This is a genomic window from Indibacter alkaliphilus LW1 (genome assembly GCF_000295935.2).
Lineage (GTDB): Bacteria > Bacteroidota > Bacteroidia > Cytophagales > Cyclobacteriaceae > Indibacter > Indibacter alkaliphilus.
On record NZ_ALWO02000023.1, the window covers coordinates 97,190 to 119,080 of the forward strand.

The window sequence follows — 21,891 nt, forward strand, 5'->3', positions numbered from 1 at the left end:
TAGAAATACAATAAAAATACAAATGAAATATAATGGAGATAAGAGTTTAAAGGGTTTTCAATTAAAACTTAATTTTCAAGCATTATTAACAATAAAAACTCCACTTTCCATAGTTAGACCATATCTGACGGGGCATTCTTGAATTGGATTTCAATTATTTCACTTTGAGGCTTTCTATGATATTTTTTAGAGCAGCTTTATAGTTATTCCTTGCAGAGGCTGATGTAAAGAGAAATAAATAAGGTTCTATCAATTCCAATTCCATAAGGTAAAAAACACCTTCAATCCAAACGCCGTCTACACGAGCATAGAGGCTGTTTTTGGCAAATTCATTCACTAGGTTTTGAAGGTATTGCAATTGATGATCGCTGGGCTCTATATTTTTGATGCTTCCTCCAAAAAAAATGTTGGACACGGAAATCACCTGATTTAGCAGTTTTTAGAATGGCATGCGAATATTTTCCATTAAAAAACAGATAGGAGTATTCTCCAACCTCTGCTACTTCCTTGACATACGGCTGTAACATAAAATCCTCCTTCCTTATCAAGGAAAGTATGCTTTCTTTCTTTTCATTCCAAGTTGCTTTTGAGAGTTTCATGGTGTTTTTTGCACCACCACTCACTGTGGGTTTCAAAACCAAGTTTTCTGTGTTGAATAGCCTGAAAATTGACTCCACATCTGGCAGAGTTGATTTTTCGATAAATTCAGTTGGTACAATGGGGTAGCCTTTTTCCTGGATTTCCTTGAGGTACCTTTTATCAGAATTCCATACTACTGTATCTATACTATTGTAAACAGGAATTCCAAGGTCTTTGATATGCCTGCACCAATCCAAAAACTCGGTATATCGGTCAAAATAATCCCAAGGTGATTTCAGAAGGATTAAAGAATAATTTTCCCAATTTACATTCTTGTCTGACCAAATTTCAAACTTGAAATTCAGGTCAAGCTCATTCAGGATTTTTTCCAAAACCAAATCTTCATCTGCTACACTACTTGCGGAGTAGGATCCCCTCGCTTCATAAGTGATTACCGCTATTCTCATGATGCAATCTTTATTTTTCAGCAATATTAGCCCAATTTTGGCATTTTAAGACTTCAAAACTAAAATTGCGTTCAAGAAATTCTATTTTTGGTTTTTGTTTTATATGGAAAAAGAAAAGTTAGTAATCATCCCTACATTCAATGAAAAGGAAAATATCCAGGATATTGTCCTGGAAATTATGGGATTGGAGGGTGATTTTGAGCTTTTGGTAATTGATGATGGTTCCCCTGATGGAACGGCAAGCATTGTGAAAAGCCTTCAAGAGCAATTCCCGGAAAGATTACATCTGATGGAAAGAAAGGGAAAATTGGGCTTAGGTACTGCCTATATAGAAGGTTTTAAATATGCCTTAAAAAATGGCTATGCATTTATTTTTGAAATGGATGCCGACTTTTCCCATAACCCAAAAGACCTCTTAAAGCTGTTTAAAGCATGTTCTGATCCCGAAGTAGACATGGTAATAGGCTCACGTTACATTACAGGAGTCAATGTAGTCAACTGGCCAATGGGCAGGGTCTTGATGTCTTTTTTTGCGAGTAAATACGTGCAATTCATAACAGGAATGCCAATCAAAGATGCCACAGCAGGGTTTAAATGTTACTCGAGGAAAGTTTTACAGGCTATCAATCTGGATAAAATTCGCTTTATAGGCTATGCTTTTCAGATTGAAATGAAATTTACAGCCTGGAAGTTAGGCTTCAATATCAAAGAGATTCCTATCATATTTACAGACAGGACAAGAGGAACTTCAAAAATGAGCACACATATTTTCCGGGAAGCTGTAATGGGGGTCATCTACATGAAATTCAAGAGCCTATTTAGACGCTATAAGCCTAATCAAAGCGTATCGCCTTGATGGGATGAATGTTGCTGATCAACATCGCTGGAATAAATAGTACCAATGTGGTGACGACCAATACGGCAATGTTGATGATACAGAAAACCGGCCAATTCCAAAATATAGGTACAAAACTCATGTAGTAATTTTCAGGATCCAGCGGAATCAACCTGAACTTTTCCTGAAGAAAACCTAAAGTCAAAGCCAACGAATTGCCGATCAAGAGCCCTCTTCCGATGATGCGGACCCCATTCCAGACAAATATTTTGCGGATTTGCTTATTAGTGGATCCCAGGGCTTTTAAAATCCCAATCATTTGCGTCCTTTCCATGATCAAAATAAAAAGAATTGAAACCATGTTGAAGGCAGCAACAAAAAGTATCAATCCCAGGAAAACGTAGACATTGTTGTTGAGCAATTGCAACCAGTCAAAGATTTCCAGGTACTTGTCTGTGATTTTGACCAATCTTAGATCATAGTCAAGCATTTTATAAAGAGGATCTGCATAGGCTTCCAGCTTACTGGGGTCATCCACAAAAACCTCGAATCCTCCAACTTGATCATAGTCCCATCCACTGAGATTTCTGATGGTTTGAATATCTCCCAGGATAATTTTGTCATCGAAATTCTCCAAGAAAGTCTCATATAGCCCGACAATTTCAAGTCTCCTAAATCGGGGGGGATCCTGCACAAAATACATGATTACCCGATCTCCTACATCCAAAAGGAGCTTATTGGCAATTTTGGTACTCATCACTACCTCATTGCTGGCCATGCTGTCATTGAATTGCAAAAACCGTCCTTTTACAATGGAATTTTGAAAGGAAAGACTGTCAAAGTCAGGGCCTACACCTTTCATCAATACACCTTCTACTTCATCCTCTCCTTTGAGTAATCCGGGCTTGTGAGCAAAAACTTGAACATGCCTGATTTGATCCTGATTTTGATAATTTTGATAAAAATCAGAATCCATAGAGGTAGGAGACTCCTCAAAGGCATTGCTGGACATGAATTTCATCACCTGATAATGCCCTGTAAAGGAAAAAACCTTATTGGAAATTTCTTTTTGAAAGCCGCCCAAAATCATAAAAGAAATCAGAGAGACGGCGATTCCTATTGCTACTGAGGCAACAGCAATGCGATGTATGGTTCCAGTGAAACCGCCTGTACGTTTAAAACTGATTCTTTTGGCAATGAAATAAGAAAGGTTCAAGGATTTTAGTATTTTGGTCAAAATCTAGCGCAAATTAACTATGAAGCCATTCAAATTGATGATTCTTTTCAGTTTTTTAATCAGTTCTTTCGCTTTTTGTAAGAATAAAACTGAGAAACAGGAAAGTCAGCACCCAAATCCTAAAGTAGAAATACTTCCTGCGGCTGACCAGCCTGAAAAATATTTACACCTGTTGGAGGGTAAAAGAGTTGGTCTGGTAGTCAATCAAACTGCCATTCTTACTTCGCAAAACAATATGCATCTGGTGGATTTTTTGATGATGGAAGGAGTGAATGTTGTCAAGGTTTTTGTGCCTGAACATGGTTTTAGAGGAGATGCTGATGCTGGTGAAGTTGTGAATTCAGAAATAGACAAAAGTACAGGACTCCCCATAGTCTCTCTCTATGGGGACAATAAAAAACCTTCAGCGCAGACGCTTAGTGACATTGACATACTCATCTATGATCTTCAGGATGTAGGTGTGAGATTTTATACCTATATCAGCACCATGCATTATGTGATGGAGAGCTGCGCTGAAAATAAAATGCCTCTCTTGATTTTCGATAGGCCCAACCCTAATGGTGATTATATTGACGGGCCGGTTTTGAAAAAAGGGTATGAGAGTTTTGTTGGCATGCATCCCATTCCTGTAGTCCATGGATTGACAGTAGGGGAGTTGGCAAAAATGATTAATGGAGAAGGCTGGCTGAAAAATAAGGTCAAGGCAGATATTGAAATCATTTCAGTACAAAATTGGAATCATTCTCAGCAATACAGTCTTCCTGTTAAGCCCTCGCCGAATCTTCCAAATGATGTTTCCATCAGACTTTATCCCTCACTTTGTTATTTTGAAGGAACAGACGTTTCCTTAGGTCGAGGGACATATTTCCCTTTTCAGGTTTATGGCTATCCCGATCCGAAATTTGGAGAATTTACGTTTACCCCGGTAAGTATAGAAGGAATGTCCAAAAATCCTCCTCAAAAAGATAAGAAGTGCTTTGGGGTAGACTTAAGGGACACAAACCTGGACCACAGGTTTACCTTGGAGCATTTGCTCAGGGCCTACCATCTATCCGGAAAAAAGGAAAAGTTTTTCAATAATTTCTTTGATAAACTGGCTGGAACAGACCAATTGAGAAAGGATATTCTTGCAGGAAAAACAGAAGAGCAAATCCGTGCTTCTTGGCAAAATGATCTGGAAGCTTATAAAAATGTAAGAGAAAAATATTTGATGTACTAAGGATTAATAATTTGCGTGAACTTTTACCAGTTTTGAAGGAAGAACCTGATTTAGCTCAATTCTGAGATTCATTGAAAATTGCCTAAGGAAGTCTATAAACTTATAAATTGAACTTTCTGAAGAAGAAAGTTATAATCAGATAAGGATTTTAGAGAATCACCTTTAAATGTATGATTGGTGTAACAAACATCACCGAAAAATCTTTTGAAAGTGCTGACTTTTGTATCTGTAATCGGGTAAAATCATTTTCTACCTGATTTTTGCTAATTTCAATTCAAGAACAATATCAATGAATAAGCATATAGGTAAAAGTATTAAAGGATTTTTCCCCATTTTGGAATGGCTTCCAAAGTATCAAAAATCTGACCTTCAAGGTGACCTATCCGCAGGTCTGACGGTAGGTATCATGCTCATTCCTCAGGGAATGGCTTATGCCATGCTTGCTGGCCTTGAACCCATTCATGGTCTCTATGCCGTAACTGTCCCTTTGTTGCTTTATGCTATTTTCGGAACTTCCCGACAATTGGCTGTGGGGCCGGTAGCCATGGTATCCCTTTTGACAGCAGCTGGAATCGCTGGACTCAATCCTGAGTCTCCAGAACAATATTTGATTTATGCTCTTTCTCTGGCTTTTTTGGTTGGCCTGATTCAATTTGGAATGGGAATATTGAGGCTGGGTTTTGTAGTGAATTTTCTTTCTCACCCGGTCATCAACGGCTTTACCTCGGCAGCTGCTATTATCATCGGCCTAAGTCAAGTCAAGCATTTGCTCCGTATCAATTTACCTAATTCTGAACATATTCAGGAAATGATGGTGGCTATTTATCAAAACGTAGGAGATATTCACTGGCTGACTTTCGGAATCGGAGTGATTGGAATTATCATTATCAAATTTGGTAAAAAGATCCACAAAAGCTTTCCTGCACCCCTAGTTGCGGTGATTGTTGGGATAGCTTTAGTTGCAGGATTTGATCTTACTGCGCAAGGAGTGAAAATTGTAGGTGATGTACCTAGCGGACTGCCTGGTTTCTCTTCACCCACTTTTGATGTGGGAATCTGGGGTAAATTATTACCCATTGCACTGACTATTTCTTTGGTGGGGTTTGCAGAAAGTTTTGCAGTGGCAAAGACCATACAAGCCAAACACAAAAATTATAAACTAGATGCTAATCAAGAGCTGATAGGGCTGGGTATGGCCAATTTTGGAGCTGCTTTCTTCAAAGGTTATCCAGTTACCGGAGGATTTTCCAGAACAGCGGTCAACAATGACTCAGGAGCTAAAACAACCATGGCTTCCATTATTTCTGCTGTACTGATCGTGCTTACCTTGTTGTTTTTTACCGGATTATTTTATAATCTACCCAGTGCTATATTGGCAGCTGTTGTTTTAGTAGCAGTTTCCGGTTTAGTAGACTTCAAAGAACCTGTACACTTATGGCACAAAGATAAATCGGATTTTGCCATGTTGATCGCAACTTTTGTGATTACCCTAACTTTAGGTATAGAAACAGGTATTATTGCAGGAATGGTGTTATCACTTTTGGTGGTGATATATAGAGCTTCAAGGCCGCATATGGCACAGCTGGGCAGAGTTCCGGGAACAAATACTTTTAGAAACCTTGCGAGATTTTCTGATTTGGAATCAAGAAAAGAGTTGCTCATGGTGAGAATCGATGGTCCGATATATTTTGCCAATGTAGAATTCATCAAACGTAAACTGGATAATTGGATAGAAGAAAGAGATCAGCAACTGAAAATGATTGTCTTTAACATGGAAAGTGTCACCAATATAGACAGTACCGGAGCACATGAACTGAACGAGTGGATCCTGGATTGGCGAAAATCAGGAATAGATGTTTGTATGAGCAGTATCAAAGGACCCGTCCGGGATGTTTTCAACAGATGGGGTATACTCGAATGTGTGGGTGCTGATCATATATTCCTTGACGATAATCTTGCGCTATCTGCTTTTGACAAAGCTTTTGATGACGAAATGATCCAAAAATATTCCACTTACGCAATCCAAACCAATAAATAAGATGTGTCAGCTTGATTTAGAAAAATACCTTGTTCATAATAAGGAATGGGCAGCTGGAATGTTGTCTCAGAGGAGTAACTTTTTTGAACAACTAGAAGAAGGGCAGCAACCCATTGCACTGCTTTTGGGCTGCTCTGATAGCAGAGTCTCCCCATCCAAAGTTTTGGGTATAGAACTGGGCGAACTCTTTATCCATAGAAATATAGCGAATGTGGTTTCTCACACAGACCTGAATTTCCTTTCTGTCATGCAGTATGCAGTAGAAAACCTGGGTATCAAAGATATTATAGTCTATGGTCATTATGGTTGTGGAGGTGTAAAAGCAGCCTATGAAAACCAAAGTAATGGCATGTTGGATAATTGGCTTGCCAATATAAAAGACGTGATCAGGCATCATCAAAAGGAGTTGGACCTGATCGTTTCTGAGCAAGATAAACTCAATAAGTTGGTAGAATTGAATGTGCTGGAACAAATAGAAAATATCAAACAGACTTCCGTTTACAAACAGGCTCTGGATAATGGTACCAAACTTAAACTCCACGCTTGGGTATTTGATTTTTCAACAGGATTGGTCCACGATCTTAAGAAAAAATATAGGATAAAACCCACTTTCAAGGAAACTGAATAGGATTACTTTCTATCCATTACCACCACTAGTTTCCTGAGCTTAGGAGAATAGGCCATTTGGCTGATGTTTTGATAGCTTGCCAAGTCAATTTTTCCAGCAGACTCCCAGCTGGATCTTTTGGCTTTTCTGTAAAAAAGCTCCTCTTCATTACCCATTAAAAGCAGATTTTTATTTAACCAGATAAAATCCTCCGAACCTGGATAGGTATAACCAAACTCTAAGGTCTTTTTTTTCTTCAAATCATATCCTTTGATGGCGTAACGGATTTTACCGTTTTCTTCCTTTTTGTCACTCTTATCTATATATGTGATGATGCTACTCTTAGGCTTCTTTTTCACAGTCCTTCCTACATTTTGACTGATGGTCAATATGTCTTCCTTGGAAAAAGGATAAATGAGCTTATTGGGACTGCCAAGAACAAACATAGCAGCTCTGTTATCATACCAATCATAGTAACCCACTGGCTCAATGTCATCATAAAGCAGTTCAGGTTCACCAAAGTTAGTTGGGTATAGCCATAGTCTTTGCTTACCATCTTCTTCAACGGTAACAGCAGAAACATACAATCCGCAATCTGTGATTGCTGGAGAGAATTCGTTTAATTCGGAAGTCTTTGTCAGATTGGTAAATTTATCAGCCTCGAAATTGTAGATGATAATATCGTGATTCCCTTTTTCATCTGCTGCCGAAAATGCCATCTGTTTTTCATTAATAAAGCTAGGCTGATTGTCATATAAATTTCTGTCAGTCAGTATTTTGGTGGTATTCGTTTCTAGATGAAACTTGTTGCCATTTGCTTTGGCATCTATGACAATCAGATCTGTGGCTGTTTGGGCAATGGCCAAACTGGAAAATAAAACGAATACTATAAGTGTGGAAATGAATTGCTTTTGCATAAATCTATTTACTGTTTCAAACTTAAACGCCCCATAATTGTTAGCATGAGGTGAGTAAATTAAAATTATATCAGAACGAACATTTGGATAAATTGAGGCTGCAAGCTGATGATTTAGCTGACGCATCAGTAGCAGATTTAGTTTTGGATCCGGAAGCTTGCAAATTCATCAATTCGCTCTCTACATTACCTCAGAATCAAGATTGGACGCATTTACCCAGAACCGTGCAAAAATACTTCCAAAGCTTTGCTCTCCAAGCGGAATTTGCAGATAAGCAAAAAATAATCATGGCCCAGGATTATTTTTCAAAAGAAGGCCATTATTACCTTTCTATGTTGGGTTTCTATTCTCTTCCTTATTGTTATGCTTTTGGAGATGGGGCAGAGGTCTTGGTAAGGTCAAAAAGAATTACTGATGAAGTAGGTAAAAGATTATCTGAAACAGCTTTGTTTCTTTTGGATAGTTTTAGGCCAGATACTTTTCTTTCCGATGATAGAGGCTTGCTGAGCATAGCCAAAGTCAGGTTGATCCATGCTTTTAGCAGGTATTTTATTTTAAAATATACCAAAGATTGGAAAGAGGAGTGGGGAAAGCCGATCAATCAAGAAGACCTGCTTGGAACCAATTTGGCTTTTTCATTGGTCGTCATGCGTGGCTTGGAAAAACTGAACAGATTTCCGGGCAAGGAGACCTATGAAGCCATCTTGCATTATTGGAAATTGATTGCCTACTACTTGGGAATAGATGTCAATTATTGGCCAGAAAATGCCAAGGAAGCATTTGAATTGGAAAAATCAATCCGTATACGTCATATTAGAAGTAGCGAGGCCGGACAAAAGCTGATCCGTTCTCTACTTAATTTTTATCAAGATGATATCCCGGATAAAAACCTTTCCCAACTGGTAGAAAGCCTGGTTTCATTTTTTTTGGGCAGAGAAGTATCAGATACTTTAGGAGTAAAACAGAAAGTTAATTTGCCAAAAGACGCCGTCAGCTTATTATTGAGATTTAATTTTTGGAAAGAAGGAAGCAGTAAGATGTCATATCAGAAAATCAGAAGTCAGTTTATACAAAGGCAGAAGGATAAATTTGAAGAAGTGATTCAGCTGTCCGTTCCTATTGTGAAACGTTCATAATCGTACACTTTTTTGTCCGTTATTGTAGTTGTTAGTTGTGTGGATATAGTTTTCAAGCCCTAAAAGGCCGTTTTTTGCTTGTGGCATCCTTTTCGTATTTTGATGCACAGATGAAGAAAATCACTGGCATATTACAGGTATTTCCCTTGGAGCTCATCTTTTGGATAGGTGCATTGATTGGCATTTTTCTGATAGATCCTTACGGGGGGCACCATTTCACACTTTGTCCATTGGATAACCTAGGCTTCCATTGGTGTCCCGGGTGTGGATTGGGTAGGGCCATGAGTTTGCTTACCAAGGGAGATATCAAAGCTTCCTGGTCCATGCATCCTTTGGCAATGTTTGCTTTCGCCGTGATTGTTTATCGCATCATTCAATTAATCCGAAACATCAAAACTACTAATCACTATGGCTAATGTATTAAGACACCTTCCTGAGTTGGAAGGCATGGAACTGGGATATATTCAAGGTATCCTCAAAAATATGGACGACGAGCAGGCCAGTCTCTTTGCACAAGTGTACAGAGCAAGAAGAAAGGACAATCAAATGATATTGATTCTTTGTTTGCTTGGTTTTTTTGGCTTTGCCGGTTTGCATCGTTTTATTCTTGGACAGGTAGGTTTGGGAATTCTTTATATTCTTACTTTGGGATTATGCTTTATAGGTACCATTGTGGATTTGGTCAATTACAAAAGTTTGGCCTATGAGTACAATATCAAGGTTGCTCATGAGACTTTGTCCATGATGTCCAATGGTGGTCCATTAACTACTCCTAATGCCCAGAATAATGACTAAGCATACATGGGTACAGGCAGTAGTCATGATTTGTAGTCTTTTGGCTACTGCCTGCTATTTTCCTGAAAACACAGAGATAAAAGAGTATGACGAGACATTTTCTGGAGTCAGGGAAATAGAAGTGGATGGCAGATTTTTGGAAGTCTCTTATGAGGGAAGGAGTGGAGAAAAAAACATTTATTTGAGTGCTTTCCTGGAAGTACCCGAGGATAGAGGTTTTGAAGTGAAATATAGGCAATCCGGTTCCAAGTTGAAAATAGAATTGGTTGGTAATTCAGAAACAATCGGTTGGAACTTTGCCAGCAAGATGGACGGTTTTATCACCTTGATCGGACCAGAGGAAATCAAGCTGGATTTAAAATGTACTTCCGGGTCTGTTGATGTGATGAATGTCAAACATCAGGAAATCAACCTCAAAGCAAACTCCGGGAGTGTCAAGTTAATGGGTGTTGAAGTGGAGACCGGGAACTTTTCGGCAAGTTCAGGGAGTATCAGGGGAGAAGGTATCAGCGGGGAGCTTGCTTGTAAGGTCAATTCAGGCAGTATCAGATTGAAAGATGTTCTTGGTGATGTCAAAGCTAAAGCGAGTTCTGGAAGCATCAAGTTGGAAGATGTACAGGGAATTGCAGACGCTCAGGTAAATTCAGGTTCTATCAGGCTTAATAATGTCAGGGAATTGGGTGAGTTGAAAGCGAGTTCGGGAAGTATTCGAGCAGAAAATTCCGGATTTGGTTCCAAAACAGCATTTCATGCCAATTCAGGATCTGTTAAAATTGAGACTTCCAGTAATTTAGAAGATTTTGACTTTGATTTAAGTGCAGGTAGTGGATCCCTGAAGGTAGGAGATAAGTCTGGCTCCAAGTCATTAAAAATAGACAACAATTCCAAACATACTGTAAGAGGAAATGTAGGTAGCGGATCTATTAGGATTTCTAATTGATTTTAAAAATTTCAAATCACTGATAACCCATGACAACTAAAGTAAAAGGCTCCAAAAGGAGCTTTTTTCATTTTTTGCAAATAATAATTTTTTGATTATCTGTTTTTGAGTTTTAAGGAAATATTGAATTTGTAAATTTCAGTATAAAATTTTAGAGCAGAATTTATGAAAACGTCAAAGATAAATCCAGCTTTTTATGGGACATTGTTGATTCTCCTGTTTTTTTCATGTACCACAGCGACAATTGTAAGGGAGTTGAAAACAACTGATCAACTTAAAAATAGCAGCACTACTAATAAATTCATCAAAGCGCATATGAAGGATGGGACTGTATACATCTTAAACGAATGGCATATTGACACCAAAGCGAATCAGCTAGTAGGATTTGGAAAACACCTGGATATTGGAAGGAGGCAAATTAAAGAAGCTAAACAAGGAGAAAGGTTCCCTATATTAATAGTAGAATTAGATCAATTGGTACTCGTGGAGACCAATGAAGTGGGGACTAAATTGGGGGGAGGCTTGGTTTTTATGTCAGGCTTAGTAGGAGGATTGGGGACCTATTGCTTGATCAGTCCTAAAAGTTGTTTTGGTTCTTGTCCCACTTTCTATGCTGAAACAGCAGATACGGTCAAAATTCTAGCTGAAAGCTTTTCTACGAGTATCATGCCTTCACTGGAAAAAAATGATATCGATATGCTGTATGAAGCCAAATACATGAAGGATTTCAAGCTTACAGTAACTAATGAGGCCATGGAAACCCATTCTATCCGGTATGCTAACTTATTGGTTTTTGAAAAATCGGGCCAAGGTAGAATTTTTGCAGATGGTCAGGGGAAGTTTTTTCAATGTAGTGAAATGGTGGAGCCCTTAAACTGTGACAGTTTCCTTGGGGATTGTTTACCCCAAGTCAGGTCTGTGGATCAGGTGGAGTATTTTTCAGAAAGTGATCCTGAAAATCTAAATTCTAAAGAAGAAATACATTTGCGTTTTGATAATCAAAGTCAAAATCCCAAAGGCCTTATTATCGGGAAAAGGCAGACAATGATGACAACCTACCTCCTTTACCAAGGTTTGGCCTATATGGGAGATGCTGCCTCTTATTTTTTGACGGATTACGAGCTTGGAAATAGAAAGCGTCAGCTTGAGGTTTTCAATTTGCTGGGCGGCGTGGACATTTATATGAAAGATTCACTTGGGGTTTGGAATTTCATCAGCTCTGTTTCTGAAACAGGTCCAATTGCCTCTGACTTCAATCTTATTACCTTACCTAATTTCTCTGAAAGGGATATTGAAATCAAGGTTGTGCTCAATAGGGGTTTGTGGAGAATTGATTATCTCTCATTGGCCGAAATACATGATGAGGTTTATCCCGCAGTATTGGCTCCTACTGAGGTAATCAGGGTGAATGGTGATGAAATCAATCCATTGGGCAAATTACTTGATTCAGATAGCTATCTGGTCACTTTTCCTGGAGATAAATATGACTTACATTATGATTTACCTTTTGAGGATGGAGAAGTATTTCTAGATGCGAAAGGATATTATTTGGAATGGATGAGAGAGGAATGGTCCAAAGAGCAGAATTTCAGAAAGCTTAGGCAGATGATAAATCATCCAGAGGCTTTTTTAAGGAAAGTGGCCAAAGATTATAAGAAGTATGAACCAGTTATGGAAGAGACATTTTGGAGCAGTCGCTATGTTTATTGAAATCAAATATTCCGGTTTTTTATTGTTCTTGGCAGGGTTATTTATCTTGTCTTCCTGCAGTAAAAATACCCTTGCGCCTAGAGGGAAAGTACCGAATCAATTGGATTTGCAGACGACAGCCAATGGTGGCTGGATTTCAATCAATTCCATCCATGGGCAAATGAACATAGAAGGTGAATTCATGGGTTTTGAAAGCGACAGCCTGTTTATAATGCGTGAAAGAAACCTTGAATCTATCCATAAAAATGATGTGCTTTCTGCAAGGTTGATTTTTTTTAACCACCATGCCAATCAAATACTGGCTTGGGGTGCAATTAATACAGCTGCTTCATTATTGAATGGTTATTTTTTTATTTTTACTGCTCCCTTTAATATAGGAATTACCCTAGCCAACTACAGTGCTGAGTCCAAGCTCATCAATTACATAGATTACCCGCAATATAATTGGGAACATTTTAAATATTACGCCCGGTTTCCACAGGGATTGAAAGGAATAGACAGAAGACTTTTGATTGCCTCTGAACAAAAATAATCTTTTGTAATTTTCACATCACTCAAGAAATTCATTTAAACCAAGGCACCAATGTTGCACTATTCATTTGTCTAGATGAGCTGCTTCAAATCTTCTCCATTCAACCTGCTCTTTTTCCCTTCCCTGAGTTTTGAAATTGATTTTTTTAGTTTTTTCATATATTGAAAATCATTTCAATCGATTGAACAATAGACCTATGAAACCTACTCTTTGCTCTGGCAGGTCACTGCTGCCTATGCTTCTTATGATGGCTTTCGCCTGTCAGGAAAAACCAAAATCCTCCGAGGAACTTCACATCACCCAAATGGATCACGAAGAGGTACGCAAAATGGCTTCAGAAATTGAAGCTACTATAAATCCTCAGCTTTCGGAGGGACTTACTATGTCTCTATGGGCAGTTGACTCCATGATAGTGGATCCTATTTCTATCAGTATGGATGACGATGGGTCATTGTATTACACCAGTTCGGGTAGACTTGGAAAGGTTGAGTTTGATATCCGAGGCCATCAGGATTGGGAGATCGAGTCCATTTCACTTCAGGATATTGAGGGAAAAAGAGCTTTTTTAAGAAGAGAGCTTGCTCCTGAAAATTCGGAGAAAAACAAATGGCTCAAAGATTACAACAATGACGGCTCACATGATTGGAGGGACATGTTGGAAATCAAAGAATCAGTATACCGCATCAAAGATACCGATGGTGATGGCTTGGCTGATTGGTCCCAAAGGGTGGTTGAAGACTTTCATGAGGAAGTTACTGATATAGCAGCCGCAGTCCTCAAGCATGAGGGAGATCTTTTTGTAGGAGTTGGTCCGGATATGTGGAGGCTTCAGGACAAAAACGGGGATGGATTGATAGATGAGAAAACCTCCATTTCCCATGGATATGGCATTCATATCGGGTTTGGAGCACATGGCATGTCAGGGGCTACAGTTGGGCCCGATGGGAGAATATATTGGGCCATAGGAGATATAGGTTTCAATGGAGTAGATCAGGATGGCAAACAATGGAAATACCCCAACAGGGGAGTGGTTGTACGTTCCAATCCGGACGGGTCGGACTTCGAAGTTTTTGCCATGGGAGTCAGAAATACCCACGAGTTTGTTTTTGATGAGTACAACAATCTGATTTCGGTGGATAATGACGGCGACCATAGAGGTGAAAGTGAGCGTTTGGTTTATTTGGTCAATGGTTCCGATACCGGTTGGAGGATTAATTGGCAGTTTGGAAAATATAGAGATCCAGATAACAACTCTTATAAGGTCTGGATGGATGAAAAAATGTATATCCCTAGACATGAGGGGCAGGCAGCCTACATTACCCCTCCGATTATTAACTATGTCAACGGACCTACGGGGATGATATATAATCCAGGTACAGCTTTAGCTCCGAGGTGGAAAAACACTTTTTTCGTTGTTGAGTTTGTAGGTAACCCCGCACGTTCCGGGATTCACGCTTTCAAACTCAAGCCCCAGGGAGCTACTTTTGAATTGGCGGAGACAGAAATGATCCAAAGCCATATGTTACCAACAGGAATAGACTTTGGGCCTGATGGAGCCATTTATGCGGCAGATTGGATCAATGGCTGGGGCAATAAAAATTACGGAAGAATCTGGAAATTGGATGATGAGGAAGGTGCTTCTTGGGAGGCCAGAAAAGAAACCCAGAGAAGGATAGTGCTGGATTATAAGAAAATGACTGAGGATGAGCTTTTAGATCATCTGATGTATGAAGATTTGAGAATTAGAAGGAAAGCGCAATTTGAATTGGCTAAAAGAGGAGATAAAGGCGCGGCTGTTTTCCAAAAAGCCATAGATCAGAAAGAAAATCAATTGGCCAGAATCAATGCAATAGTCGGAATCAGCCAGCAGGCAAGAATGGATAATCCGGATTATGCGAAAAAGCTGATTCCTTTGCTGAAAGATACAGACCCAGAAATTCGGGCCCAAGCAGCCAAATGGCTGGGGGATATCAAATACAAGCCGGCCGGAGAGTATTTACTGGCGTTGCTTACGGATGAGCATGCCAGGAATAGATTTTTTGCTGCTGAAGCCATAGGGCGTATGGAATATGCACCAGCATTTAAGCCTTTGGTTGGGCTCTTGGAAAGAAATGATAATGAGGACGCCTACATCAGACATGCCGCTTCTTTGGCCTTGGCAAGGATCAATGAACCTGATAAAGTTGTTGAGCTGTGGAACCATCCGAGTAAGGCAGTGAGATTAGGTGCCATTTTAGCCTTAAGGAGATTGGAGCATCCTGGTATTGTCAACTTTATTCAGGAACAGGACGAGTACATTCTGACAGAATTGGCCCGGGCTATCAACGATGATTTTTCTATTGAGCCTGCCTTACCGGTTTTGGGAGATTTACTGGTCAGCACCAAATATCAGAATGAACCTTTGATTCGAAGAGCGATCAACGCAAACCTGAGGGTAGGTACTGAAAAAGCCATGCAAAACCTGATAGCCTATATTCAGAAGCCAAATGTACCAGCTGTTTTGAAGCAAGAAGCCATTGAGGCATTGGGAACCTGGACAAAGCCATCTGTTCTGGATAGGGTAGATGGTCGCTACAGAGGTGAGGTAAACAGGGAAGGACAATTGGTCAGAGAGCGCTCATCAGCTGCATTGAAAAGTTTGTTGAAAGATAGAAACGAATCCATTAGGTTAAGTACTGTTAAGTCTATTGGCCGTTTGGAAATTAGCGATGCATCGGAGGTTTTACTGGCTATGATCAGCACTGATCCTTCTGCAGAAGTGAAAATAGCTTCTGTAAATGCCTTAGCAAGAATGGAATCCAAAGAAACACCGCAGGCCATAGAAAAAGCATTGGCAGCAAATGATAAGTCTGTGAGAGTTGCAGGACTTACACTTTTAGAGCAGTTGGAGTTGGATAAGGAGTTGAAAGTTAACCTGTTGTCTGAAGTAATCGAAAAAAGAACAACAGAAGAAAAACAAGCTGCTCTGATTGCGCTGGGTAAATTGCCTGTAGAAAATACTAAAGAGACATTTGATAAACTCTTGGTGAAGATGGCTGAGGACAAATTGCCAACTGATATTTTGTTAGAATTGTCAGAAGCTGTAGAATCTGCAAATGATCCCAGTCTTACGGCAAAGTATGCTGATGCCGCAGCCAAGCTATGGGATGGGAATATGATCGCTTCCTATCAGAGTAGCCTGAATGGTGGAGATGTCGTCAAAGGTAGGACCATTTTTTTTCAATCTCAGACGGGACAGTGTATGCGATGTCATGCTTACGATGATATGGGAGGAAATGTAGGTCCTGCCATGAATGGCATTGCTTCAAATTTGAGCAGACAGGAACTCTTGGAGTCACTGGTAGATCCTAGCAAAAGGATTGCTCCTGGGTATGGCATCATTACTTTAAATCTTGAGAGTGGAAATAGAGTTACAGGTGTATTGGCTGAAGAAAACAATGCGTCTATTCTTGTCAAGCAAGGTAGCAGTCCAGATACTTTGGTACAGAAAAAGGATATTGCCGAAAGGAGAGATGCTCCATCCAGTATGCCTGATATGAAGGCTGTATTGAGCAGAAGGGAAATCAGAGATTTAGTAGCCTATTTAGCGACATTAAAGGATTGATTAGGTTCTAATGAAGTTTCGAATCAGAAATTTTAGGCTAATTGCTTTTACAACCCAGTCTTTGGACTGATTTATGCGCCATAAAAAAGACCACCTTTTCGAGGGTGGTCTTTTCATTCATACTATCGATAGTTTGCTTACCTGGGCAGGTCATTTCCAACATAAGCATTTGGATTGGCTCTTGGGATATTTGCTCCCCATTTTTCATTGATTCTATCAATAAATAAGTTGGCAACAAAAGCATGTGCTCTTGCATTTGGATGAACTCCATCTAAGGAGAAACCACCGGTAGGAGGAACAATAGAAGCAGTAAGGCCAACTCCTCCTGAAGATACTTCTCCTGATAAAACTCTGGTTAGAAGATTGTTTACATCCACTAAAACTAGCCTATCATTGTTAGCTTGTACGGCAGCATTGATAAAACCGTTGAAAGCAGTGATTTTACTGCTGATTTCTTCTTGTTCTTCAGGAGTCAATACGAACTGATCTTCAACCGGGAAGCTTATCCCCCTGATCAAGGCTGGATTGTCGGCTACGACTTGTCCCAAAGCTGAAGACAATGGCAGTGTAGCGCGATCTGCTGGCTTACTTTGTCTGATAGTAGGCAAACCTAATGCAGAAAGATTTGTCAGACTTTCATCATCCATCACGAAACCGTTTTGGCCAGCTTGAAACTGTACTCTTCTGTACTCTTCTTCCTCTGCTGAGATCAGCCCCAATCCTCTTACTTGAGCAAGACCGGCATTGTATGCTGCATATCCTTGATTTGCCTGATCTGCTTGTGCTTGGCTAAGCGGTAGAGCATTCCAAGGAACCAAAGTGAAATAAGGTAAAACAGCCAAGCTTGGAATATTGGCTACAGCTCCTTTTGCATTTCCATTTGCCTGGAGCAAAGCACCAAGAGCTGCCCCTAATCTCTGTTGAAAATCAGTGTCTGAAGTCAGGATAGCAGGGTTGGAAGCTCCACCAGTGGCATAGCCCAAGACATCATTATTACCCAACCAAAAGGTAAAGAAAGTACCCCCATTAGCTAAAGCTGCTGCTGCATCGCCGATCACTGTAGAGGTGCCGGGATTTGAAGCAAATCTTTCATAAAGTCTATTGTATGCAGGATTTTCGGGAATAGCCGGCCCTCCCGTCTGAGGGATTAAGGCAGTTAGAAGCGTGATTCCAGGAACTCCGAAGTTATTGAGATCAGCCGTGTTTCCAGAATAATTCCCTGGAAGTTCACCTGCACCGATAGGAGCAGGGCCAGTAGCTCCTGTATTTGGATTTACAGTAAGTACCAATCTTCCCAAAGGACCTTGAGGACCCATTTGGAAAAATCCGTTTTCAGAATTGATATCTGGTACATTGAAGTCACCACCGCCTACAGCTCTGGCTTGGTCGGCAAGAATTACAGCAAAGGAATTTTCCTGTCCTCTGTTGTAAAGCGCACCATCCATAAATCCTGCTGTCAATGAATTACCCACAGAAATGATTCTGGTAAAATCAGCAGAACCCGAAGTTGGTTGCTCTATATCAGGAGCTGGGAATTCATAGGTACAAGAGGCTACGACACCTGCAAGTAGGATATATTTTATATTTTTTAATAAGCTCATAGTAGTCAGGGAATTAGTTTAACAATTCATCAAAGGTGATGGAGAAGTAGTAAATCGCACCAACAGTCGGTCCACCAAAGTTTAGAATGTACCTCTGGTTGAAAAGGTTAGATCCACCTAGTTTCAAGATTGATTTCAATTCTTTCAACCTGTAGCTTACCTGTGCATCGAATGTATGCACCTCTGGAACATCACCCTGTGCAAAGGTAGATTCCCATCTGAAAGCACTTTGATATCTGTAAGTAACTCCAAAGCCTAATTTTTCTGTCAGCTTTCTATTTGCAAATGTGATGTTTGTTTTATGCTCAGGTGTGTTGAAGTCATTCAAGAAATCTTCTCCAATATCACTGATCAGTCTGTTGAAGTTGTAATTACCACTCAAGGTATAATTGCTGGGTAAACTGTAAGTCAGGCCTATGGCTGCTCCATGTGCCCTCACTTCCTCATCTACGATATTGGTGTAAGTCTGGAAGGTGTTTTCCATTCCAGGAACGGTAATCGGAGTCAGAAGGGTAGGAGCATTGATTGCGTTGAGAGCACCTTGATCTGTATTGGGCATTGCGCCAGGGAAAACCGGTCCCGGGGCTCTTCTAACAGCAGTCTGGGTAATGAAGTCATTATAGATATTGTAATAATAAGCCGCATCTATCAAAAGTCTATTGCTCGCTAGCAAGCTTTTGTATCCGACTTCAAAGGATTGTACTCTTTCAGGTCTTAATTCAGGAAGTGATTCCACTCTTTCCAATAAACCTGTAGCCCTTGGATCTACTGGAGAAAGTCCTGATCCTACAGCTGCTACATAATTGTTGACAGAAGCCAATGAGAAAGCATTTTCGAAGATGTTATATTTTTCTCTATAGAATGGTAAACCACCGATTAATCTGGCAGAAACCACATTCAAATCAATATGCTGTCCTTGAGTGGTCGGATTTCTGAAACCTGTTTGGTAAGAGACCCTGAAATTGCTGTTACCTTCGGTATATACGCCTGAGATTCTTGGGTTGAATTGTCCTTTAAAGTTCTCATTTTTATCATACCTAATGGAAGCTGTCAATTTCAATTTATCATCAACAAATCTTTTGGCACCCTGAGCAAATGCACCTATTTCTTCAATAGTAATATCATTGCCTTCCACGTCTGCAAAAATTGTCCCATTGGACCTTAAGTCATATACTCTATAGGAACCACCAACCTGAAGATCCATAAAGTCAATTTCATTTTTGAAATCATATTGACCTTCTAACATATTCATTCTGGATCTATCATCGAATAGAGAGCCTCTAGGAATCACTTCCCCGCGGACTGCGTTTTTTGCAGCATCAAATTCCGAAGTTCCAGGCAATAAGCGACCTGTATCGGCAATATCCCTTGCGAATCTATGTGCTGCAGCTTGTTGCTGAGGTGTACCCAATTGTCCAGGTGCAACTCCCTGACCTTGGATTAAGTTAGTCAAATATGCTCCTGCATAATCTCCAAACCAGGCAGTGTTGGACTTCCAACGGTCATTGATTGCTACACCGGTAAGGTCTGCGATGAAAGAATCACCTGAATTTTCAATGGTCGTGTATGCTCTTAGGAAATAATTATCTCCTTTCATTTCCAATTTGTGCTGAATGATTGAGAAATTGGCCAATGAATATCTTTGGGCTCCTGTGTAAACTGATGTTCCTGCACCATAATTTACCACATAAGATAATTCTGATTTATCAGTTACTCTATAGTGAAGTGCACCGCTTAGCTTAAGGTTTTTGGCATTGTAATCTACCAGATGTCTTTCATCATATCCTGTTCTGGAAACAATCTGATCCGGAAGGCTGTTAACCGCTGGACCAAAAGCTTGCTGAAGTGCTGCTACATTTCTAAGTAGACCTAAATTATTGGCAACTTCGTCTCCAAACACGTGTACTCTGTTAGCTCCAGGATTGAAATCAAGGTTACCTTGATTCTCTCTGGAAAGATCAGTCTGATCTGTTCCATGCCAGTCCAATGCCTGCATGTATGAGGCATTCAGTTTAAAGGCAAACTTGTTGTTAAAGGCTTTAGCATATCTGATTGAGCCTTCATACATAGGTTGTGCGCTTTGTGGTTCTCCTGGTCTACCATTGATATGGTTGACTCCTTGTTTGTAAAAAGCGCTCAAACCCTGATATTCAAAGGGGCTTTTACTATTTACCAATAGAATTCCATTGAAAGCATTTGGACCATACAAGGCAGAGGCAGCCCCCGGTATAAACTCTACAGATTCCACATCCAATTCGGAAGGTCCATTAAGGTTGCCAATGGGGAAGTTTAGTGCCGGCGCTTGCGTATCCATACCATCTGTCAATTGCACAAATCTTGTATTACCAGTGGAGTTGAATCCTCTGGCATTGATGATTTGGAAATTGATCGAAGAGGTAGTCACATCCACACCTTTCAGGTTGGCAATACCTTTATAATAATTATCAGCAGGAGTGTCTCTGATGGCAAGGATATCCATTTTTTCAATAGATACAGGGGATTGAAGTATACTTTCTTCAACTCTTGATGCCGAGACCACCACCTCTTGCCCCAGCATGGATTGCTCGGCCATGGTGACTCTCAAATTGTTGACATTGGCTTCTGTGATTTCAATTTCTTTTGTGCCAAAACCAATCATTGAAAATACCAAAGTAAGTGGTGGGGCCTGATTTACCCGGAGGTTGAAATTGCCCCTCATATCGGTAACAGTTCCAATTACCCGACCTTTGACCACAATATTGACACCTATCAATGTCTCATTGGTTCCTTCTTCAGTTACTGTTCCCGATATGGTCGTGGTCTGGGCAAAAACTTGCGCAGGACCAAAGGAAACTATGGCGACTAACAGCAAAACTGTGAGCCATGTACTTTTTGTAAAATTTTGCATAAGCTATAATGGGTTAATTGTTAAAATGGCTGATTAGCAATTATAACTTGTTAATTAGTGTGAAATTTAGATGAATTTCCTAATTTTCAATACTTAAACATCAAAATTATTTTGATTTTTTTGAGAGAATTAAAATAAGTTTTTGGAAACCTTTTCATTTTCAGGGGAAAAGCTGAGCAATCCGTTAAAAAATCCTTTATTTAACTTAAATATTTTTAAAAAAAAGCAAAACTTTTTAAATCAAAGGCATTTGGTTTAAGTCTAAAAAGAAAAAAGCCTGTTTCCTTTTGAATTCAGAAACAGGCCCTGTTGTATACGTATAAATGCAACAAGATTACAAGAATATGGGGGATATTATTTGGAATTGGTGTTTTTCTTATTTTCCTCGTTGACATGCTTCACCAACCTGTCGCAAAGCTCCTTCATTTCCTCAGACATATATTCATCTCCTGTGCTGTTGAGGATAGTTTGTGCCATACCCCCAAGTACATCAATATAAAATCTTTTCATTTCTACCACAGACATATCATCTGTCCATAGGTCAATTCTAAGGGTACTGTGATTGAGGTTATCCCAAACATTTAGACTGATGCTTTTGGTACTTTCAAAGCCATCACCCTCTTTGTCAGAGGCATCCCACTGAATTGTTTTTGGCAGATTTTTTTCATCAAGCTGTATTTGGAATTTAATTTCAGAAGTCTTCATTTGTTCATTATTGATTGAACCGCAAAACTATGAAAAAAATTGTAGGCTTTTATTCGGGACTTCAATTCCTTTATTTCTATTT

General features: G+C 39.7%; 18 protein-coding genes. 11 read left to right on the forward strand and 7 right to left on the reverse strand.

The genetic code is table 11. The annotated features are described in order from the left end of the window. Positions 1-154 precede the first annotated feature (154 nt). Positions 155-337: a hypothetical protein gene (locus A33Q_RS22340; protein ID WP_016254667.1), complete on the reverse strand. Its 183-nt coding sequence runs from the start codon at positions 335-337 to the stop codon at positions 155-157. Then, positions 330-1,046 (reverse strand): ATP-grasp domain-containing protein, encoded by a 717-nt coding sequence (locus tag A33Q_RS04620; protein WP_235062774.1) that lies wholly within the window; start codon positions 1,044-1,046, stop codon positions 330-332. Before A33Q_RS04620 ends, A33Q_RS22340 begins: the two co-directional genes overlap by 8 nt. Positions 1,047-1,149: 103 nt before the next feature. Between A33Q_RS04620 and A33Q_RS04625 the strand changes: the two genes are divergently transcribed. Continuing rightward, on the forward strand, positions 1,150-1,902 hold the full coding sequence (locus tag A33Q_RS04625) for a polyprenol monophosphomannose synthase (protein WP_009032339.1): 753 nt from the start codon (positions 1,150-1,152) through the stop codon (positions 1,900-1,902). On the opposite strand, the gene A33Q_RS04630 is transcribed toward A33Q_RS04625, so the two are convergent. After that, complete coding sequence (locus tag A33Q_RS04630; RefSeq protein ID WP_009032340.1) at positions 1,880-3,097, reverse strand: ABC transporter permease; 1,218 nt, start codon at positions 3,095-3,097, stop codon at positions 1,880-1,882. The two genes, A33Q_RS04625 and A33Q_RS04630, sit on opposite strands and share 23 nt — an antisense overlap. 40 nt (positions 3,098-3,137) lie before the next feature. Here A33Q_RS04630 and A33Q_RS04635 point away from each other — a divergent pair, with 40 nt between their 5' ends. From A33Q_RS04635 to A33Q_RS04645, 3 genes are all read left to right on the forward strand, one after another. After that, positions 3,138-4,337, forward strand: a complete 1,200-nt coding sequence (locus A33Q_RS04635; protein WP_009032341.1) for an exo-beta-N-acetylmuramidase NamZ family protein — start codon at positions 3,138-3,140, stop codon at positions 4,335-4,337. A 289-nt stretch (positions 4,338-4,626) separates the two neighbouring features. Then, positions 4,627-6,375: a SulP family inorganic anion transporter gene (locus A33Q_RS04640; RefSeq protein WP_009032342.1), complete on the forward strand. Its 1,749-nt coding sequence runs from the start codon at positions 4,627-4,629 to the stop codon at positions 6,373-6,375. Position 6,376: 1 nt separating this feature from the next. Further along, entirely contained in the window at positions 6,377-7,003 is a 627-nt protein-coding gene (locus tag A33Q_RS04645; protein ID WP_009032343.1) for a carbonic anhydrase, read from the forward strand. A 2-nt stretch (positions 7,004-7,005) separates the two neighbouring features. Here A33Q_RS04645 and A33Q_RS04650 read toward each other — a convergent pair whose 3' ends face one another. Next, positions 7,006-7,899, reverse strand: coding sequence for a TolB-like translocation protein (locus A33Q_RS04650; RefSeq protein ID WP_009032344.1), 894 nt, complete (start codon positions 7,897-7,899; stop codon positions 7,006-7,008). A gap of 50 nt (positions 7,900-7,949) precedes the next feature. Between A33Q_RS04650 and A33Q_RS04655 the strand changes: the two genes are divergently transcribed. The 7 genes from A33Q_RS04655 to A33Q_RS04685 all read left to right on the forward strand — a co-directional run bounded on the left by A33Q_RS04655 (position 7,950) and on the right by A33Q_RS04685 (position 16,616). Next, positions 7,950-9,035, forward strand: coding sequence for an oxygenase MpaB family protein (locus tag A33Q_RS04655; protein ID WP_040489948.1), 1,086 nt, complete (start codon positions 7,950-7,952; stop codon positions 9,033-9,035). Positions 9,036-9,145: 110 nt separating this feature from the next. Then, the gene (locus A33Q_RS04660) at positions 9,146-9,451 is read left to right on the forward strand and encodes a DUF2752 domain-containing protein (RefSeq protein WP_040489950.1); all 306 of its coding nucleotides are present in this window, start codon (positions 9,146-9,148) and stop codon (positions 9,449-9,451) included. After that, a complete protein-coding gene (locus A33Q_RS04665) occupies positions 9,444-9,830 on the forward strand; it encodes a TM2 domain-containing protein (RefSeq protein WP_009032347.1) in 387 nt (128 codons plus the stop codon). The genes A33Q_RS04660 and A33Q_RS04665 overlap by 8 nt, the downstream gene beginning before the upstream one ends. Then, positions 9,823-10,770, forward strand: a complete 948-nt coding sequence (locus A33Q_RS04670) for a DUF4097 family beta strand repeat-containing protein (RefSeq protein WP_009032348.1) — start codon at positions 9,823-9,825, stop codon at positions 10,768-10,770. The genes A33Q_RS04665 and A33Q_RS04670 overlap by 8 nt, the downstream gene beginning before the upstream one ends. Before the next feature lie 165 nt (positions 10,771-10,935). Beyond that, positions 10,936-12,480: a hypothetical protein gene (locus A33Q_RS04675; protein WP_009032349.1), complete on the forward strand. Its 1,545-nt coding sequence runs from the start codon at positions 10,936-10,938 to the stop codon at positions 12,478-12,480. Continuing rightward, complete coding sequence (locus A33Q_RS04680; protein WP_016254671.1) at positions 12,431-13,012, forward strand: hypothetical protein; 582 nt, start codon at positions 12,431-12,433, stop codon at positions 13,010-13,012. Before A33Q_RS04675 ends, A33Q_RS04680 begins: the two co-directional genes overlap by 50 nt. Before the next feature lie 196 nt (positions 13,013-13,208). Then, on the forward strand, positions 13,209-16,616 hold the full coding sequence (locus A33Q_RS04685; RefSeq protein ID WP_009032351.1) for a HEAT repeat domain-containing protein: 3,408 nt from the start codon (positions 13,209-13,211) through the stop codon (positions 16,614-16,616). Between the two features lie 137 nt (positions 16,617-16,753). Here the strand turns inward: A33Q_RS04685 and A33Q_RS04690 are convergent, their stop codons facing one another. The 3 genes from A33Q_RS04690 to gldC all read right to left on the reverse strand — a co-directional run bounded on the left by A33Q_RS04690 (position 16,754) and on the right by gldC (position 21,809). Next, complete coding sequence (locus A33Q_RS04690; RefSeq protein ID WP_009032352.1) at positions 16,754-18,217, reverse strand: hypothetical protein; 1,464 nt, start codon at positions 18,215-18,217, stop codon at positions 16,754-16,756. 13 nt (positions 18,218-18,230) lie between these two features. Then, the gene (locus A33Q_RS04695) at positions 18,231-21,104 is read right to left on the reverse strand and encodes a TonB-dependent receptor (RefSeq protein WP_009032353.1); all 2,874 of its coding nucleotides are present in this window, start codon (positions 21,102-21,104) and stop codon (positions 18,231-18,233) included. A 354-nt stretch (positions 21,105-21,458) separates the two neighbouring features. Further along, positions 21,459-21,809 (reverse strand): gliding motility protein GldC, encoded by a 351-nt coding sequence (gldC, locus tag A33Q_RS04700; RefSeq protein ID WP_009032354.1) that lies wholly within the window; start codon positions 21,807-21,809, stop codon positions 21,459-21,461. Positions 21,810-21,891: the final 82 nt, after the last annotated feature.